13 protein-coding genes and 7 pseudogenes are annotated in these 21,225 nt (G+C 61.6%); 12 read left to right on the forward strand and 8 right to left on the reverse strand.

Going from position 1 to position 21,225, the window contains the following annotated elements:
• The first annotated feature begins 13 nt into the window (after positions 1-13).
• Positions 14-1,882: a M3 family oligoendopeptidase gene (locus JCM25143_RS05255; protein WP_408735025.1), complete on the forward strand. Its 1,869-nt coding sequence runs from the start codon at positions 14-16 to the stop codon at positions 1,880-1,882.
• 2 nt (positions 1,883-1,884) lie between these two features.
• Complete coding sequence (locus JCM25143_RS05260; protein WP_025860276.1) at positions 1,885-3,249, forward strand: ABC1 kinase family protein; 1,365 nt, start codon at positions 1,885-1,887, stop codon at positions 3,247-3,249.
• 50 nt (positions 3,250-3,299) lie between these two features.
• On the opposite strand, the gene JCM25143_RS05265 is transcribed toward JCM25143_RS05260, so the two are convergent.
• On the reverse strand, positions 3,300-3,890 hold the full coding sequence (locus JCM25143_RS05265) for a hypothetical protein (protein WP_025860277.1): 591 nt from the start codon (positions 3,888-3,890) through the stop codon (positions 3,300-3,302).
• Between the two features lie 246 nt (positions 3,891-4,136).
• Here JCM25143_RS05265 and ispH point away from each other — a divergent pair.
• From ispH to rnhA, 3 genes and pseudogenes are all read left to right on the forward strand, one after another.
• A pseudogene (ispH, locus tag JCM25143_RS17085) lies at positions 4,137-5,137 on the forward strand (4-hydroxy-3-methylbut-2-enyl diphosphate reductase).
• A gap of 10 nt (positions 5,138-5,147) precedes the next feature.
• Positions 5,148-6,121: pseudogene (locus tag JCM25143_RS17090) on the forward strand (homoserine kinase).
• 13 nt (positions 6,122-6,134) lie between these two features.
• Positions 6,135-6,617, forward strand: coding sequence for a ribonuclease HI (rnhA, locus tag JCM25143_RS05285; protein WP_025860279.1), 483 nt, complete (start codon positions 6,135-6,137; stop codon positions 6,615-6,617).
• 29 nt (positions 6,618-6,646) lie between these two features.
• Here rnhA and JCM25143_RS05290 read toward each other — a convergent pair whose 3' ends face one another.
• The 3 genes and pseudogenes from JCM25143_RS05290 to JCM25143_RS17095 all read right to left on the reverse strand — a co-directional run bounded on the left by JCM25143_RS05290 (position 6,647) and on the right by JCM25143_RS17095 (position 9,580).
• Positions 6,647-7,465: an OmpA family protein gene (locus JCM25143_RS05290; RefSeq protein ID WP_081773480.1), complete on the reverse strand. Its 819-nt coding sequence runs from the start codon at positions 7,463-7,465 to the stop codon at positions 6,647-6,649.
• Positions 7,466-7,569: 104 nt separating this feature from the next.
• Positions 7,570-8,376, reverse strand: coding sequence for an NAD kinase (locus JCM25143_RS05295; RefSeq protein ID WP_025860281.1), 807 nt, complete (start codon positions 8,374-8,376; stop codon positions 7,570-7,572).
• A pseudogene (locus tag JCM25143_RS17095) lies at positions 8,373-9,580 on the reverse strand (glycosyltransferase family 4 protein). Before JCM25143_RS17095 ends, JCM25143_RS05295 begins: the two are co-directional and overlap by 4 nt.
• A 93-nt stretch (positions 9,581-9,673) precedes the next feature.
• Here JCM25143_RS17095 and JCM25143_RS21900 point away from each other — a divergent pair.
• The 5 genes and pseudogenes from JCM25143_RS21900 (at position 9,674) to infC (ending at position 14,204) form a co-directional block, all read left to right on the forward strand.
• Positions 9,674-9,964: a hypothetical protein gene (locus JCM25143_RS21900; RefSeq protein ID WP_148300016.1), complete on the forward strand. Its 291-nt coding sequence runs from the start codon at positions 9,674-9,676 to the stop codon at positions 9,962-9,964.
• Positions 9,862-10,539, forward strand: a complete 678-nt coding sequence (locus JCM25143_RS17100) for a tetratricopeptide repeat protein (protein WP_159101589.1) — start codon at positions 9,862-9,864, stop codon at positions 10,537-10,539. The genes JCM25143_RS21900 and JCM25143_RS17100 overlap by 103 nt, the downstream gene beginning before the upstream one ends.
• 41 nt (positions 10,540-10,580) lie before the next feature.
• Positions 10,581-11,503, forward strand: a pseudogene (locus JCM25143_RS17105) (glycosyltransferase family 9 protein).
• Positions 11,504-11,573: 70 nt separating this feature from the next.
• Positions 11,574-13,513 (forward strand): annotated as a pseudogene (gene thrS, locus JCM25143_RS17110) (threonine--tRNA ligase).
• Between the two features lie 154 nt (positions 13,514-13,667).
• Positions 13,668-14,204 carry a translation initiation factor IF-3 gene (infC, locus tag JCM25143_RS05320; protein ID WP_035370517.1) on the forward strand — a complete coding sequence of 179 codons (537 nt, stop codon included), beginning with the start codon at positions 13,668-13,670 and terminating at the stop codon, positions 14,202-14,204.
• A 109-nt stretch (positions 14,205-14,313) separates the two neighbouring features.
• Here the strand turns inward: infC and JCM25143_RS05325 are convergent, their stop codons facing one another.
• The 3 genes and pseudogenes from JCM25143_RS05325 to JCM25143_RS17115 all read right to left on the reverse strand — a co-directional run bounded on the left by JCM25143_RS05325 (position 14,314) and on the right by JCM25143_RS17115 (position 16,944).
• Positions 14,314-15,126: an SIMPL domain-containing protein gene (locus tag JCM25143_RS05325; protein ID WP_148300018.1), complete on the reverse strand. Its 813-nt coding sequence runs from the start codon at positions 15,124-15,126 to the stop codon at positions 14,314-14,316.
• Positions 15,127-15,156: 30 nt separating this feature from the next.
• Positions 15,157-15,855, reverse strand: coding sequence for a response regulator transcription factor (locus JCM25143_RS05330; RefSeq protein WP_025860284.1), 699 nt, complete (start codon positions 15,853-15,855; stop codon positions 15,157-15,159).
• Between the two features lie 71 nt (positions 15,856-15,926).
• Positions 15,927-16,944, reverse strand: a pseudogene (locus JCM25143_RS17115) (AI-2E family transporter).
• Positions 16,945-17,241: 297 nt separating this feature from the next.
• Here JCM25143_RS17115 and JCM25143_RS05340 point away from each other — a divergent pair.
• On the forward strand, positions 17,242-18,444 hold the full coding sequence (locus tag JCM25143_RS05340; protein WP_199897830.1) for an MFS transporter: 1,203 nt from the start codon (positions 17,242-17,244) through the stop codon (positions 18,442-18,444).
• Between the two features lie 154 nt (positions 18,445-18,598).
• On the opposite strand, the pseudogene JCM25143_RS17120 reads toward JCM25143_RS05340, so the two are convergent.
• Positions 18,599-20,512: pseudogene (locus JCM25143_RS17120) on the reverse strand (ABC-F family ATP-binding cassette domain-containing protein).
• A gap of 134 nt (positions 20,513-20,646) precedes the next feature.
• Here JCM25143_RS17120 and ndk point away from each other — a divergent pair.
• Complete coding sequence (ndk, locus tag JCM25143_RS05350) at positions 20,647-21,069, forward strand: nucleoside-diphosphate kinase (protein ID WP_025860286.1); 423 nt, start codon at positions 20,647-20,649, stop codon at positions 21,067-21,069.
• The last annotated feature ends 156 nt before the right edge of the window (positions 21,070-21,225 follow it).

Consider the following 21,225-nt stretch of genomic DNA (forward strand, 5'->3'; position numbering starts at 1 on the left):
TTAGAGTGGGGGTATGGAACAGACCAAGTCATCCCCCCATTTCATGTCTTCCCTGCGGCGTGCCGCACCCTCCTGCGGTGCTGCCGCCTATTCCTCCGAGGTGGAACAGGCTGCCGCCGATACACAGGCGAGCCTGCCGCGCTGGGATCTTTCCGCCCTGTATGCGGGGATGGACGACCCCAAGCTTGAGGCCGATCTGGCGCAGGCTGCCGAGCAGGCGCGGGCGTTCAGCGCGCGTTATCAGGGGAAACTTGCCGCCCTATCCGGCGCGCAACTGGCCGAAGCCCTCGAAACATTCGAGGCGGTGGAAGAAAAGCTGGGCCGTGCTGGCTCTTATTCTTCCTTGCTGTTTGCCGCGGATTCGTCGGATGCCGCCATCAGCCGTTTCAGCCAGTCCATGAATGAACGGCTGACCACGATCGCAGCGGACCTGCTGTTTTTCGGCCTTGAGCTGAACCGGCTGGAAGAGGGCGACCTTGCTCAAAAGCTGAAAGACCCCGCACTGGCGCGCTGGCAGCCTTACCTGCGCGATGTGCGGATGTATCGTGAGCACCAGCTTTCCGATGAAGTGGAAAAGGTCTTTCTGGAGAAATCCGTCACAGGGGCTCAGGCTTGGTGCCGCCTGTTTGACGAGACAATCGCAGCCCTGCGTGTCACGCTGGATGGTCGCGAGATGACGGTGGGCGAGGCGCTCAACCGCCTGTCCTCCCCCGAGCGCGCCGTGCGCGAGCTGGCGGGCAAGGCCGTGGGCGAGGTTTTTGGCACCAATCTGCGGCTGTTCTCGCTCATTACCAACACGCTGGCCAAGGACAAGTCCATTGCCGACGGGCTGCGGCATTACGCCCGGCCCACCTCGTCGCGCAATCTGTCCAATATGGTGGAAGATGAGGTGGTGGATGCGCTGGTTTCAGCCGTAAAGACTGACTACCCGCGTCTTTCGCACCGCTACTATGCGCTCAAGGCCCGCTGGATGGGGCTGGAAAAGCTTGAACACTGGGACCGTAACGCTCCCCTGCCGGGTAGTGACGAGCGTGCTATTCCTTGGGCCGAGGCCAAGGACATCGTGCAAAAGGCCTATGACGGGTTTGATCCGCGTCTGGGCAGCATTATCAGCACCTTTCTGAGCAATCCGTGGATTGACGTACCACCCGCGCCCGGCAAATCGCCCGGTGCGTTTGCACACCCCACCGTGCCTTCGGCGCATCCTTATATCCTGCTGAATTATCACGAGCGTATTCGTGATGTCATGACGCTGGCCCATGAACTTGGGCACGGAGTGCATCAGGTTCTGGCCGCGCGGCAGGGGTATCTGATGTCTGATACGCCGCTGACACTGGCGGAAACCGCCAGCGTGTTTGGCGAGATGCTGACCTTCCGCTCCCTGCTGGATGCCGAAACCGACCCCCAGCGCCGTCGGCTGCTGCTGGCCGGCAAGGTGGAGGACATGCTCAACACCGTGGTGCGGCAGATTGCCTTTTATGATTTCGAAACCCGTGTGCATGACGAGCGCCGTAGCGGCGAATTGCTGCCCGAGCGTATTGGTGAAATCTGGCGTGCGGTGCAGACGGAAAGCCTCGGCCCGGTCTTTAACTTCACGCCAGATTACGATGTGTTCTGGGCGTATATTCCGCATTTCATCCATTCGCCGTTCTATGTGTACGCCTATGCGTTTGGCGACTGTCTGGTGAACGCGCTCTATCGTGTTTACAGCGAAGGCGCTCCGGGCTTTGCTGACAAATACCTTGCCATGCTCGAGGCCGGCGGCACGCTACGCCACCGTGAGCTTCTGGCCCCCTTCGGGCTGGATGCCTCGGACCCGGCTTTCTGGCGCAAGGGGCTGGATGTGATTTCCGGCTTTATTGACGAACTGGAGCGGGACTGAGCATGGCGCGCGATCTCGATAATTCCGGGGTTTTTGGCGAATTCCGGCGCATGGTCCAGACCACGGGCACCGTGGGTGGCATTGCCGCCCGGCTGGCCGGGCATAAGATTGGCCTGTACAACGGGGGTGCCGCCCATGCGGAAGACCTCAAAACGGTTCTGGGCGGGCTGAAAGGCCCGCTGATGAAGGCGGCTCAGCTTCTGGCCACCATCCCCGGTGCCCTGCCTGAGGACTATGCCGAAGAACTGGCCGAGCTTCAGTCCAATGCACCGCCCATGGGCTGGAATTTTGTCCGCCGCCGTATGACGGCGGAACTGGGGCCGGGCTGGGAAAAACACTTCCGCTCTTTCGGGCGCGAGGCATCGGCTGCGGCCAGTCTGGGGCAGGTGCATCAGGCCGTGCTGGCCGATGGCCGCCGCGTAGCCTGCAAGCTGCAATATCCCGACATGAATACCGCCGTGGAGGCCGATCTGCGGCAGTTCCGCATGGCTATCGGGGTTTACCACAAGCTTGATAACGCTATCCGTCAGGATGATGTGGTGGAGGAGCTGAGCGAGCGCCTGCGTGAAGAACTCGACTACCGTCGCGAAGCCGCGAACATGCGGCTGTATCACGCCATACTGGCTGACTGCCCCGAGATTACGGTGCCACGCCCAGTTGATGAGCTATGCACCCGCCGTCTGCTGACCATGGAATGGGTGCAGGGGGAAAGTCTGGGCACGGCCATCAAGGCGGGTATGGATGAAGAGCGAAAAAAATCCATTGCCCGAGCCCTGTTCCGCGCTTGGTATGTGCCGCTTTACCAGTACGGCGTGGTGCATGGTGACCCGCATATGGGCAACTTTACGGTGCGGGAGGATGGCGGGCTGAACCTGCTTGATTTCGGCGCGATTCGTATTTTCAAGCCGAGTTTCATCAAGGGGAATATCGACCTCTACACGGCGTTGAAAACGGGCGATATCGACCTTGCCGCCCATGCGTATGAAGCATGGGGCTTCAAGGATCTAACGCGCGAGAAGGTGGAGGTGCTCAATGAATGGGCGGGTCTGCTGTTCACACCGCTGATGGATGACCGCGAACGCTCCATTCAGGAAGACAACGCTCCCGCCCATGGGCGCGAGGTTCTGGGCCGGGTGCATGAAAGCCTGCAGAAAGTAGGTGGTGTTCGCCTGCCGCGTGAATTCGTGCTGGTGGATCGCTCGGCTATCGGGCTGGGCTCGGTGTTCATGCGCCTGAAGGTGAAAATGAACTGGAATGCCCTGTTCCACGAAATTGTGGACGGGTTTGATGAAAAGGCATTGGCCGAACGGCAGGCCAGAATGCTGGAACTGGCGCGTTTTCCGGCTGACGCGCAGCCCGCTCTATAAAAAAGGCCGCTGCTCTGTTGAGAGCAGCGGCCTTTTCAGGCGTTGGCTTATCAGTAAGCCTGATAGTTCGCGCGCTTGAGATGAACCTTGTTGTAGTCGAGCTGGTCCTTGTCGAGCTGGAAGCCGATTTCGAAACGGTAGTCGGAATCGATGTTCTTGGGGACAATCGGCAGATCGACGCTGACAACCTTGGTATCGGTCTGGAAATTGGACAGATTGGGCGGGAAGGTCAGTGTGTGGTGGAACACATGCTTGTTCACGATCTTGTCGCCATGCAGCACAGCTACGAACCAGGGCAGGGACAGCGTGCTGGCCGTTGAGGCTGGACCGCGCTCGACGCTGATTCGGAGCACGATTCGGGTCTTGAGGTCTTTCGGCCCGGCGGCGAGGCAGTCGCCCTGCAGCTTGGTAATGCTGGCGCGTGCGATCAGATCACGGAAATTCGTGCTATTATTGGCATAAAGATAATAGTCCGCCGCCTCGGATGGGATATGCGTAATGGGGCATGCGGGCGGAAACACCATGGACTTGTCATCCTGGTTGCCGCACCCGGCGAGCGTTGTCAGCATGGCCAGAGCAGCCCCGCCGGTGGCCGCGATGCGGGGCAGGGAATGGCGCATGGGCGTGAGATCATGAAACATGAGGACAGTCCGGCGTTACAGGAAAACAGGAAAAACAGGCTGGAAAACACTGGTCATATGAAGGCCGCATGCCTGCGTAGGTGCTTTTCGGGGTAAATATGCCGCAAAACGGGTTGCATCCCTTGCGTCCTTTGCGTAGGCCACACCTGCTGTTACCTTTTCTGGTTCCGGGCATAGCCGGTTTTCAATATGCTTCTTCATAGCCAGCTCTCTTCTATACAGTCCGCGGCAACTTTGGGGAACACCATGCCCGATCAAACTGAAATCAAAGCCGCTCCTCAGGGTTCGGATGCCCTGCAGGGCCGCTCTCTCAAGGTTCTTCTGGCTGGGCCGCGTGGCTTCTGCGCCGGGGTGGATCGTGCCATCCGTGTTGTGGAGGAAGCCATCCGCCGTTACGGCGCGCCGGTCTATGTCCGCCATGAGATCGTGCACAATCGTACCGTGGTGGAGGAACTGGAAGCCAGGGTGCCATTTTTGTCGAAGAACTCGATGAAGTGCCGGCAGACGGCCATGTCGTGTTCTCGGCTCATGGCGTGCCCAAGACGGTTCCCGTCGAGGCCGAACGCCGCAACCTGCTGTATCTAGATGCAACCTGCCCGCTGGTGTCCAAGGTGCACCGCGAGGCTGAGCGCCATTATGCCGCAGGTGGGCCGGATAGCCGCCATATCCTGATGATTGGGCATGCGGGCCACCCCGAGGTGGTTGGCACCATGGGGCAGCTTCCGCCCGGCGCCATGACGCTGATCAACGATGCGGAAGAAGCCCGCACCGTCCAGCCTGAAGACCCCGCACGACTTGCCTTCATTACTCAGACTACGCTCTCGGTGGATGATACGGCTGAAATTGTCGATATCCTGCGCACCCGCTTTCCCCTGATCGAAGGCCCCAAGCGTGAGGATATCTGCTACGCCACCACCAACCGTCAGGAAGCGGTAAAGGATATCGCGCCTGAATGCGATCTGGTGATCGTGATCGGTTCGCCCAATTCCTCCAACTCCCAGCGCCTGCGTGAAGTGGCGGAGCGTTCGGGGGCCGGGCGCGCACTGCTGGTGCCTCGTCTGGATTCTCTGGACTGGTCGGTGCTGGAAGGCGTGAGCACGCTGGGGATTACGGCGGGTGCATCCGCGCCGGAAGCGCTGGTGCAGGAAATGCTGGCCGAAATGGCCAAGCGTTATACCCTGTGCATCGAGGAGCGGATCGTGAAGGAGGAAAACGTCACTTTCCGTCTTCCTGCTCCGCTGGGCTAAAGGGTGGTTCATGGCCGTCTATACGGACATTGGGGATGAAGACCTGCGTGCGTTTCTGGAAGGTTTTTCCATAGGCACGCTGGTCTCGTTCCGAGGTATTGCCGAAGGGGTTGAGAACAGTAATTTCCATCTGCGTACGACAGAAGGCGATTTCATTCTCACCCTGTACGAAAAACGTGTGAATGCGGCGGAACTGCCGTGGTTTCTGGGCTGATGCAGCATCTGGCGCGCGAGGGGGTAACCTGCCCGCAGCCCGTGGCTGACCAGCAGGGGCGCACACTACTGGAACTGGCGGGGCGGCCTGCCGCCATTACCACCTTCCTGCCCGGTGTATGGCCCCGCAGCGTGCGCAGCGAGCATTGCCGCCCGCTGGGCCGCGCCATGGCGCGGCTGCATCTGGCTGGGCGGTCCTATACGCCTGAACGGGCCAACAGCCTTGGACCGGATGCATGGGCTGGCCTGCTGCAAAGCTGCCGCCCCGCAGCGCAGACCGCATTCCCCGGTCTGGCGGCGGAGCTTGATACCGCTCTGGCCGCGACACTGCCTGCATGGCCGGGCCACGGGCAAACGCCCGCTTTGCCGCGCGGGCAGATTCATGCCGACCTGTTTCCTGACAACGTGTTCTTTCTTAATCACGACCTGTCCGGGCTGATCGACTTCTATTTCGCCTGCACCGATTTCCTGGCCTATGATATCGCCATCTGCCTGAACGCTTGGTGCTTTGAGCAGAGCGGGGCGTTCAACATTACCTTCGCGCGGCAGATTATGCTGGGGTATGAGGAAGTACGCCCGCTTGAAACGGCTGAGCGTAACGCCATGCCGGTGCTGGCACGTGGTGCGGCACTACGTTTCCTGCTGACCCGGCTATATGACTGGCTGAACACACCTGACGGAGCGCTGGTTACCCCCAAGGACCCGATGGACTATGTCCGCCGGCTGCGCTTTCACATGGCGACGGAGACTGCCAGTGGCTACGGATTCTGATCCCTCAGCCCTTATGCCGGAAGGGGAGGCTGCTGCCTCTGAACAGTCTGCCACAATGGTGGTTGAAATCTGGACAGATGGCGGCTGCAAGCCCAATCCCGGCCCCGGTGGCTGGGGTGTTCTGCTGCGGTGCAAGGGTAAGGAACGCGAACTGTCAGGTGGTGAGACGGCAACCACCAATAACCGCATGGAGCTGACAGCTGCCGCCGAGGCGCTTGAAGCGCTCAAGCGCCCGTGCGTTGTCAGCCTGCATACCGATAGCGAATATGTCCGTAATGGCATTACGCGCTGGCATACGGGCTGGGTGCGGCGCAACTGGCGCAACGCCTCGGGCGACCCGGTTGCCAATATGGATCTGTGGCGCCGGTTGCTGGATGCCGCCAAGCCGCATGATGTTTCGTGGCACTGGGTTAAGGGCCATTCCGGCGTGCCGGAAAACGAGCGGGTGGACCAACTCGCCACCGAAGCCCGGATCAAGATCGAACAGACGCTTTGATGGGAGCCAGCCCGTAGGGGCTGGCTACCTCAGGGTTGGCTGTCGGACTGGGCAAGGTCGATATAGTCCTGCGGGGCGCCCTGTGCGCCTGCCGCAGGCTGGCCAATAACACGCACATATATCCGCGTTGAGGGAATGCCGCTGTTCATCAGCACGCTGCGCGCGGCCAGACCGCGCAGCAGCGCCATCCGCCGTGGCAGGGACGGGTCGTTGGGTGCCCCTGAGCTATAGGCCATGACAATGGCACGGACATTCGGCTTATCGGCCAAGGACTGCCCGTATGTCAGAATAGCCTGATGCGTGGCCGGATTCAGTTCGTCAGACCCTGGAGCAAAGGTGATGCGCACCCCACCGGCAATAGGGGTGGCCGTACCCGTGGCCGTGACCACCACAGTGGGCTGCGGTGGAATGGGGAAGGGGTGCAGGGCGATTTCCGGCGTGGGGGTCAGAACCGGCGGCGGGGGCGGTGCCGCGGGAATGGTTGCCGCCGGGGGCGGGTGCCCCGGCGTATGGGTGGCTGCAGGCGTTGGGGCAGTCGTTGCCGTGGTTGCACCTGTGCCTGAGGCCACAGGCGGTGTTGTGGAAGCCTGAGTTGTGGCTTCGGTTTCGTGGGTATTGGTTTCCTGCGCGGGCTTGTGTGCCGCTGCGTGGGACTGGCTCTTTTCGCGCGTTGTGGTCGTGTTTGCCCGTTTGGCTGGGGCGGCTGGTCTGGCCTTTTCCGGGGCCGAGCCGAGCTGGTCCAGCGCGGAATTGCTGGTGACGATCTGCGCCTGCGCACCCTGAAGGGACAGCAGGGTTGCGGCACAGAACAGGGAAAACCGGCGGGAAAGAGAGAACACGTTTTGCATTGTCGCGCAGAATAGCCCACAAAATGAAAAGGGTGAACTGGGCAAAATGTCAGGCCCTGTGGCGTGGCTTTTGCGAATAATCAGGCATTGGCCCGCCCTGCCGCTCAGGCATTGAACTGTTCGCTGGCGATCCGCTCGGAAAGGGTCTGGCCGGGGTCGAACAGAACCGTCACGCTCTGGCTCCGGTCTTCACGCACGCTGACATGCGCCACCTCGCGAATTTCCATCGAATCGGCCACGGCTGCCACCGGGCGCTTGTCCTGCTCCAGAACGGTAAAGCTGACCTCAGCGGAGGAAGGCAGCAGCGCGCCGCGCCAGCGCCGGGGGCGAAAGGCGCAGATGGGGGTCAGGGGCAGAAGGTTGCCCGAGAGCGGCACGATCGGCCCATGAGCGGACAGGTTATAGGCAGTGGAGCCTGCGGGCGTGGCCAGCAATGCACCATCGCAGATCAGTTCAGGCAGGCGCACCAGACCATCTACATCGATACGGAGCTTGGCCGCCTGTCTAGTCTGGCGGAACAGATAGACATCGTTGAGGGCCAAGGCCTCGAAATGCTCACCCCGCACGGTGGTGGCGTTCATGCGCAGCGGGTGCAGCGTGGCTGCCTGCGCATGCCACAGGCGCTCTGGCAGATTTTCCTCGTCCGTGGGGTTCATCAGAAACCCGACAGAGCCGTAGTTCATGCCGTAAACGGGTGTTTCAAGCCCGGCTTCCAGCACGCCGCTTAATGTTTCCAGCATGAAGCCGTCGCCCCCGAGGCAGACGATCACATCGGCCTCGCCGGGGTGGCGGTTGCCATAGCGCGCGACAAGCCTGTCCAGTTCGTGCCGGGCTTCGACGCTGGGTGCGGCCATGAAGGCAAGGCGGCTGGGGGGCTGGCTGAAGGGTGACAGAGGGGCCGGAGCGGTCATGGCTGTGTTTCCGGTGTAAGGGCAGCCGCAAAATGGGGGGCAAGCGCCGTGCCCAGCAGTTCATCATAGACTGCCAGGGTGGCGTATTGCATGGCCTGTGTTGTGTAGTGGTCAAGCACGGCCTGTCGGGCCTTGTCTCCCATGAAAGCGCGGGCCTCTTCAGGCTGTCCAGCACGGTTTCAATGGCGTGGGCCAGTTCGGTAGCGTTGCCGGGTGTTATGGCCAGCCCGGTCTCGCCGTCCTGCACGGTTTCGATGGCACCGCCATGGCGCGCAACAATAACGGGCTTGGCCAGTGCCTGTGCTTCCACGACCACACGGCCAAAGGGTTCGGGCCGGAGTGAAGGGGCCAGTACCATGCAGGCCATGGCCATGGCGGCGGGCATGTCATCGCAATGCCCTGCAAAGCGGATATGCTCGCTCACCCCGGCCTGTGCGGCCTGTTCCGCCAGTGTGCGGGCATACTGGCCGCCTTGTGAATCCGAGCCGATCAGCACACAGCACCATCTAAGCTCGGGGCGGGTTGTGGCAATCTGCCCCAGTGCCTGCAGCACAAGGGCCTGTCCTTTCCATGCGGTCAGGCGTCCGGGCATGAGGATGACGGGAATATCAGGGGGCACGCGCCACTGTTCGGCCAGATCATGCACACGTTGGCCGCTGACGGAATCGGGAGAGAACTGTCGGATATCGGCCCCACGCGGAATGGTCCGCAGCCTGTCAGGACCGACATGGTATTCCCCCGCTAGTCGCCGGGCGATATGCGCGCTGATGGCAATAACCCTGTCACCGCTGGCCAGAACGGCGTTGTAGAGCTTTTTGGCGCCAAAGCGGGCTGCGTGGTCGCCATGCCATGTGGTGACAAGCGGAACACCTGCCCGGCGGCAGGCCAGCCGTGCCGCCCAAGCCGGTGCGCGCGAGCGGGCATGAACCAGCGCAACATCATGTGCGCGGATAATTCGCTCAAGGGCGCGGGCATTACGCAGGATATGCAGCGGGTTGCGGCTGCTGGCACGGGGGAGGGCGAGATGCGTGCCCCCCGCATGGCGCAGGCGGCTTTCCAGCCTCCCGCCGGTACTGACAACCAGCGCCTGCCCGCCGGCAAGGGTAATGGCTTCGGCCATTTCTATCGTGCCGCGTTCCACACCGCCCTGATCAAGTGCCGGGAGAACCTGCATAATAACGGGAGAGGCAGGGGCTTGGGTCATGCTCGCCCCTTACCATGCTTTGCGCCCGCACGCCTACCATGCGCCTGAGTCTGGTGTGCCGGAGGGTAGCGGGGAATGGGTTCAGCTTGACCTGTGCTGGCCGGTGTCTGCTATGAAAACTACCATGTGTCGTTCTTTTCGGATATCGCGGCTCTCCTCATCCTGCCTGTGCGGGGTGTGCTGGCCGGTACGGCGTTGTTCGCCACAGGGTCGTGGGCCGTGGCGGCAACGCGCGGCCATGGGGCGGGTGCTGTCAAGGCCCCGCCATGGTCGGTGGCCGCATGCATGAAAATGGTGGGAGAAGACCCCTCCGGTGCGCTGGATTACGCACAGGACGCCGTGCATGCCGGAGCGGCTGGCAGGCCCGGCACTGCCGTGCGTTAGCGCAGCTTGAAACGGGGGATGAGGCAACCGCCGCAACCGATCTGGAAGCGCTGGCGAAACTGCCAACAGGCCATGCGGATGGGCCATCCAGCGCGGATCAGGCCCAGCTTGCGCGTGAGGCAGCGGATGCATGGCTGGCGCTGGGGCAGGCCGCCCGTGCTCAGGCCTGCGCGGAATATGGCCTTGCACGCCAGAAGCAGGATCAGGGGCTGGTTATCGTGCTGGCACGGGCATTGCTGGATCAGAACCAGACTGGTGCGGCGCGGGATGTGCTGACGGGTTTTCTGGCGGTGGTCCCGCAAGCGTCTTCGCAAACTTATGTCCTGCTGGCCACGGCAGAACGGCGCATGGGGCAGATTGGCCCGGCTCTGGGCCATGTCAGCCGCGCGCTCGCACTTGATCCGCTCAACCCCGAAGCCCTGCTGGAACGCGGGATTATCAGCGAACAGCAAGGCCATGCCGCCAGCGCCCGGCAGGACTGGCAGCAGGTGCTTGAGCTGGCCCCCGACAGCCATGAGGCCGATCTGGCCCGGCAGGATCTGGCCGTCATGGCGGCGGACCCGGATTCGCCGTGACACAAACGTCGCATCGGGTAGGGCAGGGCACGCCTGTTCCCGTGCATGATGTGCTTGTGATCCGTCTTGGTGCGCTGGGTGATTTCATTCATAGCTTCGCGCCGTTTCAGGCGATCCGGCAGGCGCACCCGCAGGCACGTATTACCCTGCTGACCACCAGACCGTTTCTTGAACTCGCCCGCTCATGCCCATGGTTTGATGAGGTGGTGGAAGATGAGCGCCCCGGTCTGGCCACGCCGGGCCGTCTGCTGGCATTGCGCCAGTTCCTGCGCGGGTTTGACAGGGTTTACGATCTTCAGACATCCGGGCGCACGGCACGGTATTTCCGGCTGGCGGGCAAACCGGCCGGGTGGTCGGGTCATGTGCCGGGCTCGGCTCTGGCGCATGGCAACCCGTGGCGTAACGATATGCACACCCGTGCGCGCCAGCGAGATCAGTTGCGCATGGCCGGGATTGAGAGCGTGCCTGAACCGGAGATTGGCTGGCTGCTGGCACAGGCCAGACTGACCCCTGCCAGTCTGGGGCTTGAACAGCCATATGGCTGCTGGTGCCGGGGGCCTCGCCCGGCCATCCTGCCAAATGCTGGCCGCTGCGGCGATATGGCGAACTGGCTACCATTCTGGCCGAGCGGGGCATTCGCCCTGTTGTGGTGGGGGGCATGGCCGAAAAGCCTCTGGCCCAGGGGGTGCAGGCACTCTGCCCCACGGCACTGGACCTGACAGGCCTGACGACCATAGCAGATGTAGCGGGGCTGGCGGCCAACGCATGGGCCGCTGTGGGTAACGATACCGGCCCGATGCATCTTGCCGCACTGACAGGCTGCCGCTGCCTGACCCTGTTCTGTGCCAAGGGCGACCCTGCGCTGGCCGCCCCCATGGGGCTTGTGCCGGGGCAGGTGCGGGTGCTGTGGGTGCGTGATATGGCGTTACTTTCGGTACAGAGGGTTGCAGCCGCGCTCTGGTAGCGCCATTAAGCACAGGGCCGCCTTATTGCGGCCTGAATAGCCATATCGACACACTGGAGCTTGGATCAACATGCCCGCTATCACCCTACCCGACGGTTCTGTTCGCAGTTTTGACGGGCCGGTTACGGGGACGACGGTGGCGGAAGCGATCGGGCCCGGACTGGCCAAAGCCGCACTGGCCATGGAAGTGGATGGCCGCCTGTGCGATATCCGTGAGGATATCCGCCATGATGCGGCTCTGCGCTTCATTACCCGCAAAGACCCCGAAGCCCTTGAACTGATCCGCCACGATGCCGCCCATGTGCTGGCCGAAGCCGTGCAGGACCTGTTCCCCGGTACGCAGGTGACCATTGGGCCGTCCATTGAAAACGGGTTCTATTACGATTTCTACCGGGCCGAGCCGTTCACCCCTGATGATTTCGCCGCCATTGAAAAGCGCATGCGTGAAATCGTGGAGGGGGCAGAGCCCTTCGTGCGCGAGGTCTGGAACCGCAATGACGCCATCGCTTTTTTTGAAGAGCGCGGAGAAAGCTTCAAGGCGCAGTTGATCCGCGACCTGCCCGAGAGCGAAGATATTTCCATCTATCGTCAGGGCGAGTGGCTGGACCTGTGCCGTGGGCCGCATCTGCGCACCACAAAGGATGTTGGCACGGCTTTCAAGCTGATGAAGGTGGCTGGCGCCTACTGGCGTGGTGATCATCGCAACCCGATGCTGACCCGCGTTTACGGCACCGCATGGCGCGATCAGAAAGAGCTCGACGCCCATTTGCACCAGCTTGAGGAAGCCGAAAAGCGCGACCATCGCCGTATTGGCCGGGAAATGGGCCTGTTCCATTTTCAGGAAGAAGCTGTGGGGCAGGTATTCTGGCACGCCAAGGCTGGCGTATTTACAGCGTGCTGCAGGATTACATGCGGCGCGTGCAGACCCGCCACGGCTATCAGGAAGTGCGGACCCCGCAGCTTGTTGACCGTGGGCTGTGGGAAGCCTCAGGCCACTGGGACAAATACCGCCACCACATGTTTGTGGCGACCGTGGAGGACGAGGACAAGACACTTGCCCTCAAGCCCATGAACTGCCCATGCCATGTGCAGATTTTCCGCCATGGCCTGCGTTCCTACCGTGAGTTGCCGCTGCGTATGGCGGAATTTGGGGCCTGCCACCGTTACGAACCCTCGGGCGCGCTGCACGGGCTTATGCGCGTGCGTGGCTTTACGCAGGATGATGCGCATATCTTCTGCACGGAAGACCAGATTGCGGATGAAACCGTGCGCTTCGTGCGGATGCTGCATGAAGTCTATGGCGATCTCGGCTTCGAGCATGTGCGCGTGAAGTTTGCTGACCGGCCGGAGCAGCGCGCGGGCAGCGAGGATGTCTGGGACAAGGCGGAAAGCGCTTTGAAAGAAGCCTGTGCTGTCGCGGGGGTAGAGTACGAACATAACCCCGGCGAAGGTGCGTTTTACGGGCCCAAACTGGAATTCGTGCTGCGTGACGCCATCGGCCGTGACTGGCAGTGCGGCACGTTGCAGGTTGACCTCGTTCTGCCCGAACGGCTTGACGCCAGCTATGTGGGCGAGGATTCGGCCCGCCACCGGCCTGTCATGCTGCACCGGGCCATTCTGGGTTCGTTCGAGCGTTTCCTCGGTATTCTGATCGAGCAGCACGCCGGTCGCTTCCCGCTATGGCTGGCGCCGGTGCAGGTGGTGGTGGCGTCTATCGTGAGCGATGCCGCACCTTATGCCGAAAAAGTGGCCCAGTCCCTGCGGGATGCGGGTCTGGTGGCTGAGGCGGATGTCCGCAACGACAAGATCAACGCCAAGGTGCGTGAGCACAGTCTGGCCCGTGTGCCGGTCATGCTTGTCGTAGGCCGCCGCGAGGCGGAGGAAGGCACCGTGGCCATGCGCCGCCTTGGCAGTCAGGATCAGCAGAACCTGACGCTGGCTGAAGCGTTGCAGATGCTGGGTGCGGAAGCGACCCCGCCGGATATGCGGGTAGCGCGCACACCCGAGTAAAAGGAAGGAAAGCGGCTGTCGTTGCAGCAAGGCTGCAATGACAGGTTTTTCTTATGGGCGGCTTGATAAAAAATCGGGAACGCACATAATACCGCCGCGAAAAAGCCCCCTTGGGGCTTGAGCCAAAATTTGTAACAAAAAACAGGAGCCGACCATAGCCAGATCCCCTTTTCCCGCGCCCCCGAGCCGCGAAGGGCCGCGAGTGAACGAAGAGATTCGCGTTCCGCAGGTGCGTCTCATTGATGAAAACGGCGAAATGATCGGCATCATGACCGTTCGTGACGCTCTGGCGCGTGCCTATGGTGTCGGGCTTGATCTGCTGGAAATCAGCCCCAATGCGGAGCCGCCGGTCGTCAAGATTCTCGACTACGGCAAGTTCAAGTACGAACAGCAGAAAAAGCGCAACGAAGCCAAGAAGAAGCAGAAGGTTATCGAAATCAAGGAAGTCAAGGTTCGTCCGAATATCGACGAAAATGACTACCAGGTTAAGATGCGCGCGATCAAAAGCTTCATTGGCGATGGTGACAAGGTCAAGGTCACGCTGCGCTTCCGTGGCCGCGAAATGGCCCATCAGGAACTGGGGATCAAGGTTCTGGAGAGGATTCGCGCCGAAACGGACGAACTCACCAAGGTTGAACAGATGCCGCGTCTTGAAAACCGGCAGATGATCATGGTGCTGGCACCCCGCTAAAGGGTCTGCTCCGCTCTGTTTACAAAACCCGCTTCAGGCCTCAGGTCGGAAGCGGGTTTTGTGCTTTCAGGGGGATGTAGCGCGCCCCGCAGCGTAGGGTACGTTTTATTTAGGGGGCCAGAAGCACGGTGGCTGTGGCGGAGGCCCGTATGGTCTGGGCTTCACCCGTGCTGGAAGGAACCGGTGCCTCTGCTGCATCAGCTCCCATGCGCGCGGCCATGAGCATCACAGGCATGGGGCGGGGCAGCGGTTGGGCGGAAACATCAACCCGCTCAAAATGCGAGACCTGCTGGCCCAGTGTTTCCGCCAGTGTGTGGGCCTGTTTTTGCAGGTCCTTTACGGCTTCGGTTTCAGCCTGAAGGGTCAGCGCTGTACGGCGTTCCTCGGAAACGGACCATTCGAGCTGTTCGAGAATAAGCCCCTGCGCCTGAAGCTGCCCTACCAGCGGCAGCAGAATCTTGTTGTCATGGGCCTTGAGGGTGATGGTCTGCTGGGCAACCCAGAACGACGTATTGCTTTTTTCCTGATGCTGTTCGGAAACCGTGTATTCCAGTGCCGCTGTGGTAACGCCCTCCACCTTGGCGGCCTGTTCCATGGCCTTGCCTACCCGGCTGTTGACGGCCTGCTGGGCGCTGGCGGGGCTTTTGTCGCGGGATTCGACTCGGAATGTCGCGGTGAGCTCATCTGGGGCAGTCTGCACATGCCCTTCGGCGCGTAGGGTCAGCTTGGTCTGGGCGGGGCCGGAGGGCGCTGTCTGGGCCTGCGCCTGCGTGGTGGCAAGCAGCAGGGGTGCCGTGCAGAGAGCGGGCAGCGCAATGGTGGCTGCACGGCGTGCGGAGGGATAAAAACCGGTCGGGCGGAAAAATGCGGGCATCAAGCCACTCCCATGCGCCATGTCTGCAGGCGCTCTGTTGCGTATCACGCTCCATAACGCCTGCACATGACGGCAGGTTCATGGCAGGGGGGGCGTACTTTCGCGTGCGAGCATGTAACCGGCATTACGTACGGTCTGCAGCATGGGGTGTTCGAACGGTTTGTCTATTTTTTGCCGCAGTCGGGAAATATGAACGTCTATGACATTGGTCTGGGGGTCGAAATGGTAATCCCATACACCTTCGAGCAGCATGGAGCGGGTTACGACTTCTCCTGCATGGCGCATGAGAAATTCCAGCAGGCGGAATTCGCGGGGCTGGAGGTCGATTTTCTGGCCTGCGCGGTGCACGGTGCGCGAAAGCAGGTCTATGGCCAGATCACCCACGTCAAGATGGGTGGCGGGCTGGGCTATGGTGCGGTTGCGGCGTGTCAGCGCTTCAAGCCGGGCCAGAAGCTCGGCGAAAGAAAAAGGCTTGGTCATGTAATCGTCAGCACCCGCCTTCAGGCCCGCCACCTTGTCTTCAACATCGGACAGGGCGGAAAGCAGCAGAACGGGCGTAGTGTTGCCCATTTTGCGCAGGGTGGTGAGGACATGCAGACCCTCGGGTGTATCAGGCAGCACCCGGTCGAGGATGATGACATCAAAGACCGCAGCACCCGCATGGAGTAGCGCCTGACGGCCGTCTTCCGCCTGTTCGACCAGATGACCTGTCTCGCTCAGGCTTTTGGCGATAAACCTGCGGACTGTCTGGTCATCCTCGACAAGCAGAACACGCATGGACACTCCTCGGTGTTTCGCATGAAACCGAAGAACGGTACAGTATTAACCCTGTCTTGTCACCTATAGGGCTACAGGCGATCCTTTTCAGACAGGGCCGGGGTTACGCCATCCAGAATGGATAGCAGGACTGCCGTGAGTGGCGAGGCCAGAATAAGGCCGGGAAAGCCGAGGATTGCACCGAACAATGTCTGTGAAAGCACGGTCAGGGCCGGGGGCATCTGTACTGCGTGGCGCTGGATGACGGGGGCCAGCACGTTGCCTTCCAAAAACTGGATGGTGGCGTAAAGGGCTGCGACCATAACAGTCTCGCGCGTGCCCAGTGAGAGCGCGAGCAGCAGCGCAGGCACGGCTCCCATGATAGCACCGATATAAGGAATGAAGTTGCACAGCCCCGCCAGCACACCCAGTGCGAGCGCGAGCGGTACCCCGATAAACCACAGGCCCAGAGCGGAGAGCGTGCCCACCACAAGCATATCAAGCGACTGCCCGGCCACCCATGCCCACAGGGTGCGCCCGGCCCGGATCATCAGCCGCGCATGTGTTGGCGGCGCGGGGGCGGCACCAGCCGCAGCAGGCCATTGGCGTAGGTGCTGGGAGACATGGCAAAATACAGCCCCGCGATCAGCACCACCAGAATGGTGCCAAGCGCGCCGAAAGCCGAGCCAAGCATGCCGGTCATGGAACCGGCCAGACGTGAGCCGAGAGAGGCCAGACTGCTCTCGCCACCCCCCTGTGGGTTGCCCAGCGATGAGGCAGGTATTTGGCAATAAGCTGGCCCGTCGGGCTGTTCTGCATGGTCTGGCGCAGAGCGGTTTCCTGCTGGCGCAGGGCTTCCTGCAGACGCATGACTTCGTTGGCGATGGACGGGCCGCTGTTCCACACCAGCAGCACCACACTGCTGATAACCGCAACCACAACCAGCGCCAGCGCCCATGCGTAGGAAAGGCGCAGGTGGCGCACCAGCAGGGCGGACAGGCCATGCAGCACCACCGCGCACAGCACGGAGGCAAAGATGACCATCATCACATCACCTAGCAGCCAGATCAGCATGCCTGCTGCCACGGTGCTCAGGCTGATACGCAGCATGCGCAGGGCATCTACTGTTTGCCGACGATGGCAGTGGCGGATGGCGTGCCGTGGCTTGCGCTGTGCGGCGCCGTTTCATCCGGTGTCGCAGCATGTGACGGAGCGGAAACCTGTTCTGACGGTCCCGAAGGGTGTTCTGAAGACATGCAAAAAGCTCTTTCGGAAAGGCGCGGGTCTGTGTAACGGCAGTCTGATACGGTTTGTGGTAGCGCCATATCGTAATTTTTTCTCTAAATTCTTGTTGCCGCGTATCCGCAGTCGAGAAAGAATCTTGTGAAACGGGAGTAAACACCAGGAATGTCCGGTGTAAAAGAAGGAAGCCTCGCGGCGGCCTCCAAGGCTATTTTTGCCCTTGCGGTGGGCACTTTCGCGATTGGTACGGGTGAGTTTGCCGCCATGGGGCTTCTGCCCCAGATGGCGCAGGGCGTGCAGGCTACGATTCCCAGAACGGGTGAGGCCATTTCGGCCTATGCGATGGGTGTGGTCGTGGGGGCTCCCCTTATCGCGGTTTTTGGGGCGACACTCTCGCGGCGTACGTTGCTGGCCGTACTCATGGGCTGGTTTGCCGTTACCAACTGTCTGGGTACTCTGGCTGCCACACTGGGCATGCTTGATCTGGCGCGGTTTGTAACCGGTCTGCCCCATGGGGCGTTCATGGGGGTAGCTGCCCTTGTGGCGGCCGGGCTGGTGGACAGGGGCTATCGCGGCCGCGCGGTTGGGCGTGTTTTTTCTGGCCTGACGATTGCCAATGTGGTGGGGGCACCTTTTGCCACTTATGCGGGCTCCTATTTCGGATGGCGTCTGTCTTATGTGCTGATCGGGCTTGTGGGAGCACTCTGCTGCCTGATGGTTATGGCATGGGTGCCCTATGACCCGCCGAACAAGGCGCGCTCCGCCCTTTCCGAACTTCAGGCATTTACGCGCAAGCAGGTCTGGTACGTCATGGGCACCGTGGCGGTGGGCTGCGGTGGCATGTTTTGTGTGTACACCTATTTCTCGGTGACGTTGCAGGAGGTGACTGGCGTGCCGGTATGGGGCGTGCCGCTGTTTCAGGCTGTGTGGGGTGTAGGTATGTGCACCGGCGCATGGGCCGGTGGCCACCTGATGGACAAGAGCCTGAAATGGACGGCTATTGGTGCGTTTGTGTGGAATGCGCTCGCACTTGGGCTGTTTTCCCTCGTGGCAACCCATATGTGGCTGACTGCACTGGCAGTTTTCATGCTCGGTGGTGGTATTGCGGTGGGGCCAGCCATGCAGGTCAGGTTGATGGACGTGGCGGCGGACGCACAGACTCTGGCCGCCTCCATGAACCATGCCGCCTTTAATCTGGCGAACGCGCTGGGGGCATGGCTGGGTGGTCTGGTGCTGACAGCAGGTTTTGGATCCGCTGCTACGGGCTGGGCGGGCATGGTGCTGTCAGTGATCGGGCTTGTGCTGTTTGTACTGTCTTTGGCAGCGGAGCGGCGCGATAACAACCGGGCCGCCGCTCTGGCGGGTTAACCCTGTATGATGCAGGGCCTGTTTTTATTGGCCCTGCGCCCTGTCTTCTGGCCCCGTAGCGGGGCTGGAACTGGCAGCCCCGGCGGACTCTTCCGATCCGCCGGAGGGCTAACCCGCAAGGTCTGTGCCTGTCATGGGCCTGTGTCGCGCAGGCTCAGGTTTCGGGGTTGTTCGCGGCTTCTTCCATTTCGGTTTGCGCGCTCAGCCAGCGCTCTTCGGTTTCATCCTGCTCACGTTGCAGGGCGGCCAGACGGGTATTGAGTTTTGTTACTTCGGCGGCTTTGCCTTCGGCATACAAAGCGGGGTCGGCCAGTGCGCTTTCCAGTTTGGCGCGCTCTTCTTCCAGCTTGGCCAGTTTTGTTTCCGCATCCTTGATGATCTTGCGCAAGGGAGCCTGCGCCTTGCGGGCTTCGGCGCGTTCGCGCCGGTCTTCCTTACGGTTGCTTTGTGTGGCCGCGCTGTCGGCATCGGGGCGCTGGGTGGTGCGGCCTCTGTTGGCGGCGCGGGCGCGTTCGGCCAACCATGTGCGGTATTCCGCCATGTCGCCTCAAAGGGTGTCACCTTACCATCGGCAACCAGCCAGAGCCGGTCCGCCACCAGTTCGACCAGATGCGGGTCATGGCTAATCAGTACGACCGCGCCTTCAAAGGCGGAGAGTGCCTGATCAGCGCGTCACGCGCATCGAGGTCGAGATGGTTGGTGGGTTCGTCCAGCAGCAGAAGCTGCGGGGCGTCGCGCGTGGCCAGCGCCAGTAGCAGGCGCGCTTTTTCGCCACCCGACAGATCGCGCACGGGGGTTTCGGCCCGGTCCACATCCAGCCCGAAGCGGGCAAGCTGGGCGCGCACGGCTGGCGGTGTGGCCTTGGGCAGTGCGCGGCTCATATGGTCTATGGCGTTTTCATCCAGCCGGAGTTCCTCGGCCTGATGCTGGGCAAAATAGCCGACTTTCAACCGCGGGTTGCGCTCCACCGTGCCGCTGATCGGCTCCAGCCTGCCCGCCAGCAGTTTGACCAGCGTGGATTTGCCGTTGCCGTTGGCACCCAGCAGGGCAATGCGGTCTTCCATATCCAGCCGCAGTGACAGGCCAGACAGAATGGGCCGCCCGTCATACCCCACGCTGGCGCGGCTCATGTTCAGGATAGGCGGCGGCAGCCTTCGGGTTCAGGAAAAGCGAAGCGTGTGGGGGTGTCTTCCACCACGCTTTCGATGACGGGCAGCTTTTCCAGCGCTTTCAGCCGGGCCTGTGCCTGCCGGGCCTTGGTGGCCTTGGCGCGAAAGCGGTCCACAAAAGACTGCATATGCGCGCGCTGGGTGGCGATTTTTTCAGCCTGCCGGGCTTGTTGCAGGGCTTGCTCGGTGCGGATGCGTACGAAATTTTCGTAGCCGCCCGGTGTCAGGCTCAGCTTGCCACGGTCCAGATGGGCAATGGCATCCACGCACGAATCGAGCAGGCCGCGGTCGTGGCTGACAATCAGCGCGGCCCCGGCGAATCGGCGCAGCCAGTCTTCCAGCCAGAGTGTTGCTTCAAGGTCGAGATGGTTGGTGGGCTCGTCGAGCAGCAACAGGTCAGGTTCGAGAAACAGAGCCGTGGCCAGAGAGACGCGCATGCGCCACCCGCCGGAAAAGTCCGAAACGGGGCGGGCCTGCGCTTCGGTGTCAAACCCGAGCCCGGCCAGCACGGAAGCCGCGCGGGCCGGGGCGCTATCGGCCTGAATGGCGCGGAGTCTCTCATGAATTTCGGCAATGCGCTGCGGGTCTGTCGCGTGTTCGGCCTCGGCCAGCAGAGCCGTGCGTTCCTCATCCCCTGCCAGAACGGTTTGCAGCAGGGAGCCAAGGTCGGCCGGGGCTTCCTGCTTGACGCGGGCCATACGGGCGCGGGCGGAAAGGCGGATTTCGCCCCCATCGGGGGTTATATCTCCCGCTATGGCGGCCAGCAGGGTAGACTTTCCCGCGCCGTTGCGGCCGACAAGCCCTATTTTGCGGCCCGGTTCAACGGATAGACTGGCGTTATCCAGCAGCAGGCGGCCTGCCATGCGTAAGGATAGCTCGGAGATGACAAGAAGGCTCAACGCGGTTCCCGTTATTTGATGGAATCGTACATTACATTCTGTGTGGTACCTACCAGCCTTGGCCGATATGCTCTAGATGGGGGCGTGAAAGCCGCTTTGAGGGCGGATCGTACAGCAAGACAGGAGTAAGGCCCATGGCCAAGGAACGCACGCTTTCCATTATCAAGCCCGATGCAACCCGCCGTAACCTGACGGGCAAGATCAACGCCGTGTTCGAAGATGCGGGCCTGAGCATCGTTGCGCAGAAGCGCGTCCAGCTCACCCCCGCGCAGGCTGGTGCTTTCTATGCCGTGCACAAGGAACGCCCCTTTTACAACGATCTGGTGTCCTTCATGATTTCCGGCCCCGTCGTGCTGCAGGTGCTCGAAGGCGAGAACGCTGTTGCCAAGAACCGCGACGTCATGGGTGCGACCGACCCCAAGAAGGCCGAAGCCCACACCGTCCGCGCGCAGTTTGCTGAAAGCATTGAAGCAAACTCCGTTCACGGTTCCGACAGCGCTGAAAACGCCGCTAACGAAATCCGCTTCTTCTTCGCGGAAACCGAAATCCTTCCGTAAGATCTTTTCTGCCGGGCAACTCCCGGCGGGATGATTTGAAAACGGGCGCTCTCCAGCCATGCTGGGAGCGCCCGTTTTGCGTTTATGGGACAGTTTCGCACGATGGGTGCGGGCGCTTGCATAGCTTCAGGTAAAGCTCTGGCGCATGGCAGCTAA

This window comes from Acetobacter papayae JCM 25143 (assembly GCF_000613285.1).
GTDB lineage: Bacteria > Pseudomonadota > Alphaproteobacteria > Acetobacterales > Acetobacteraceae > Acetobacter > Acetobacter papayae.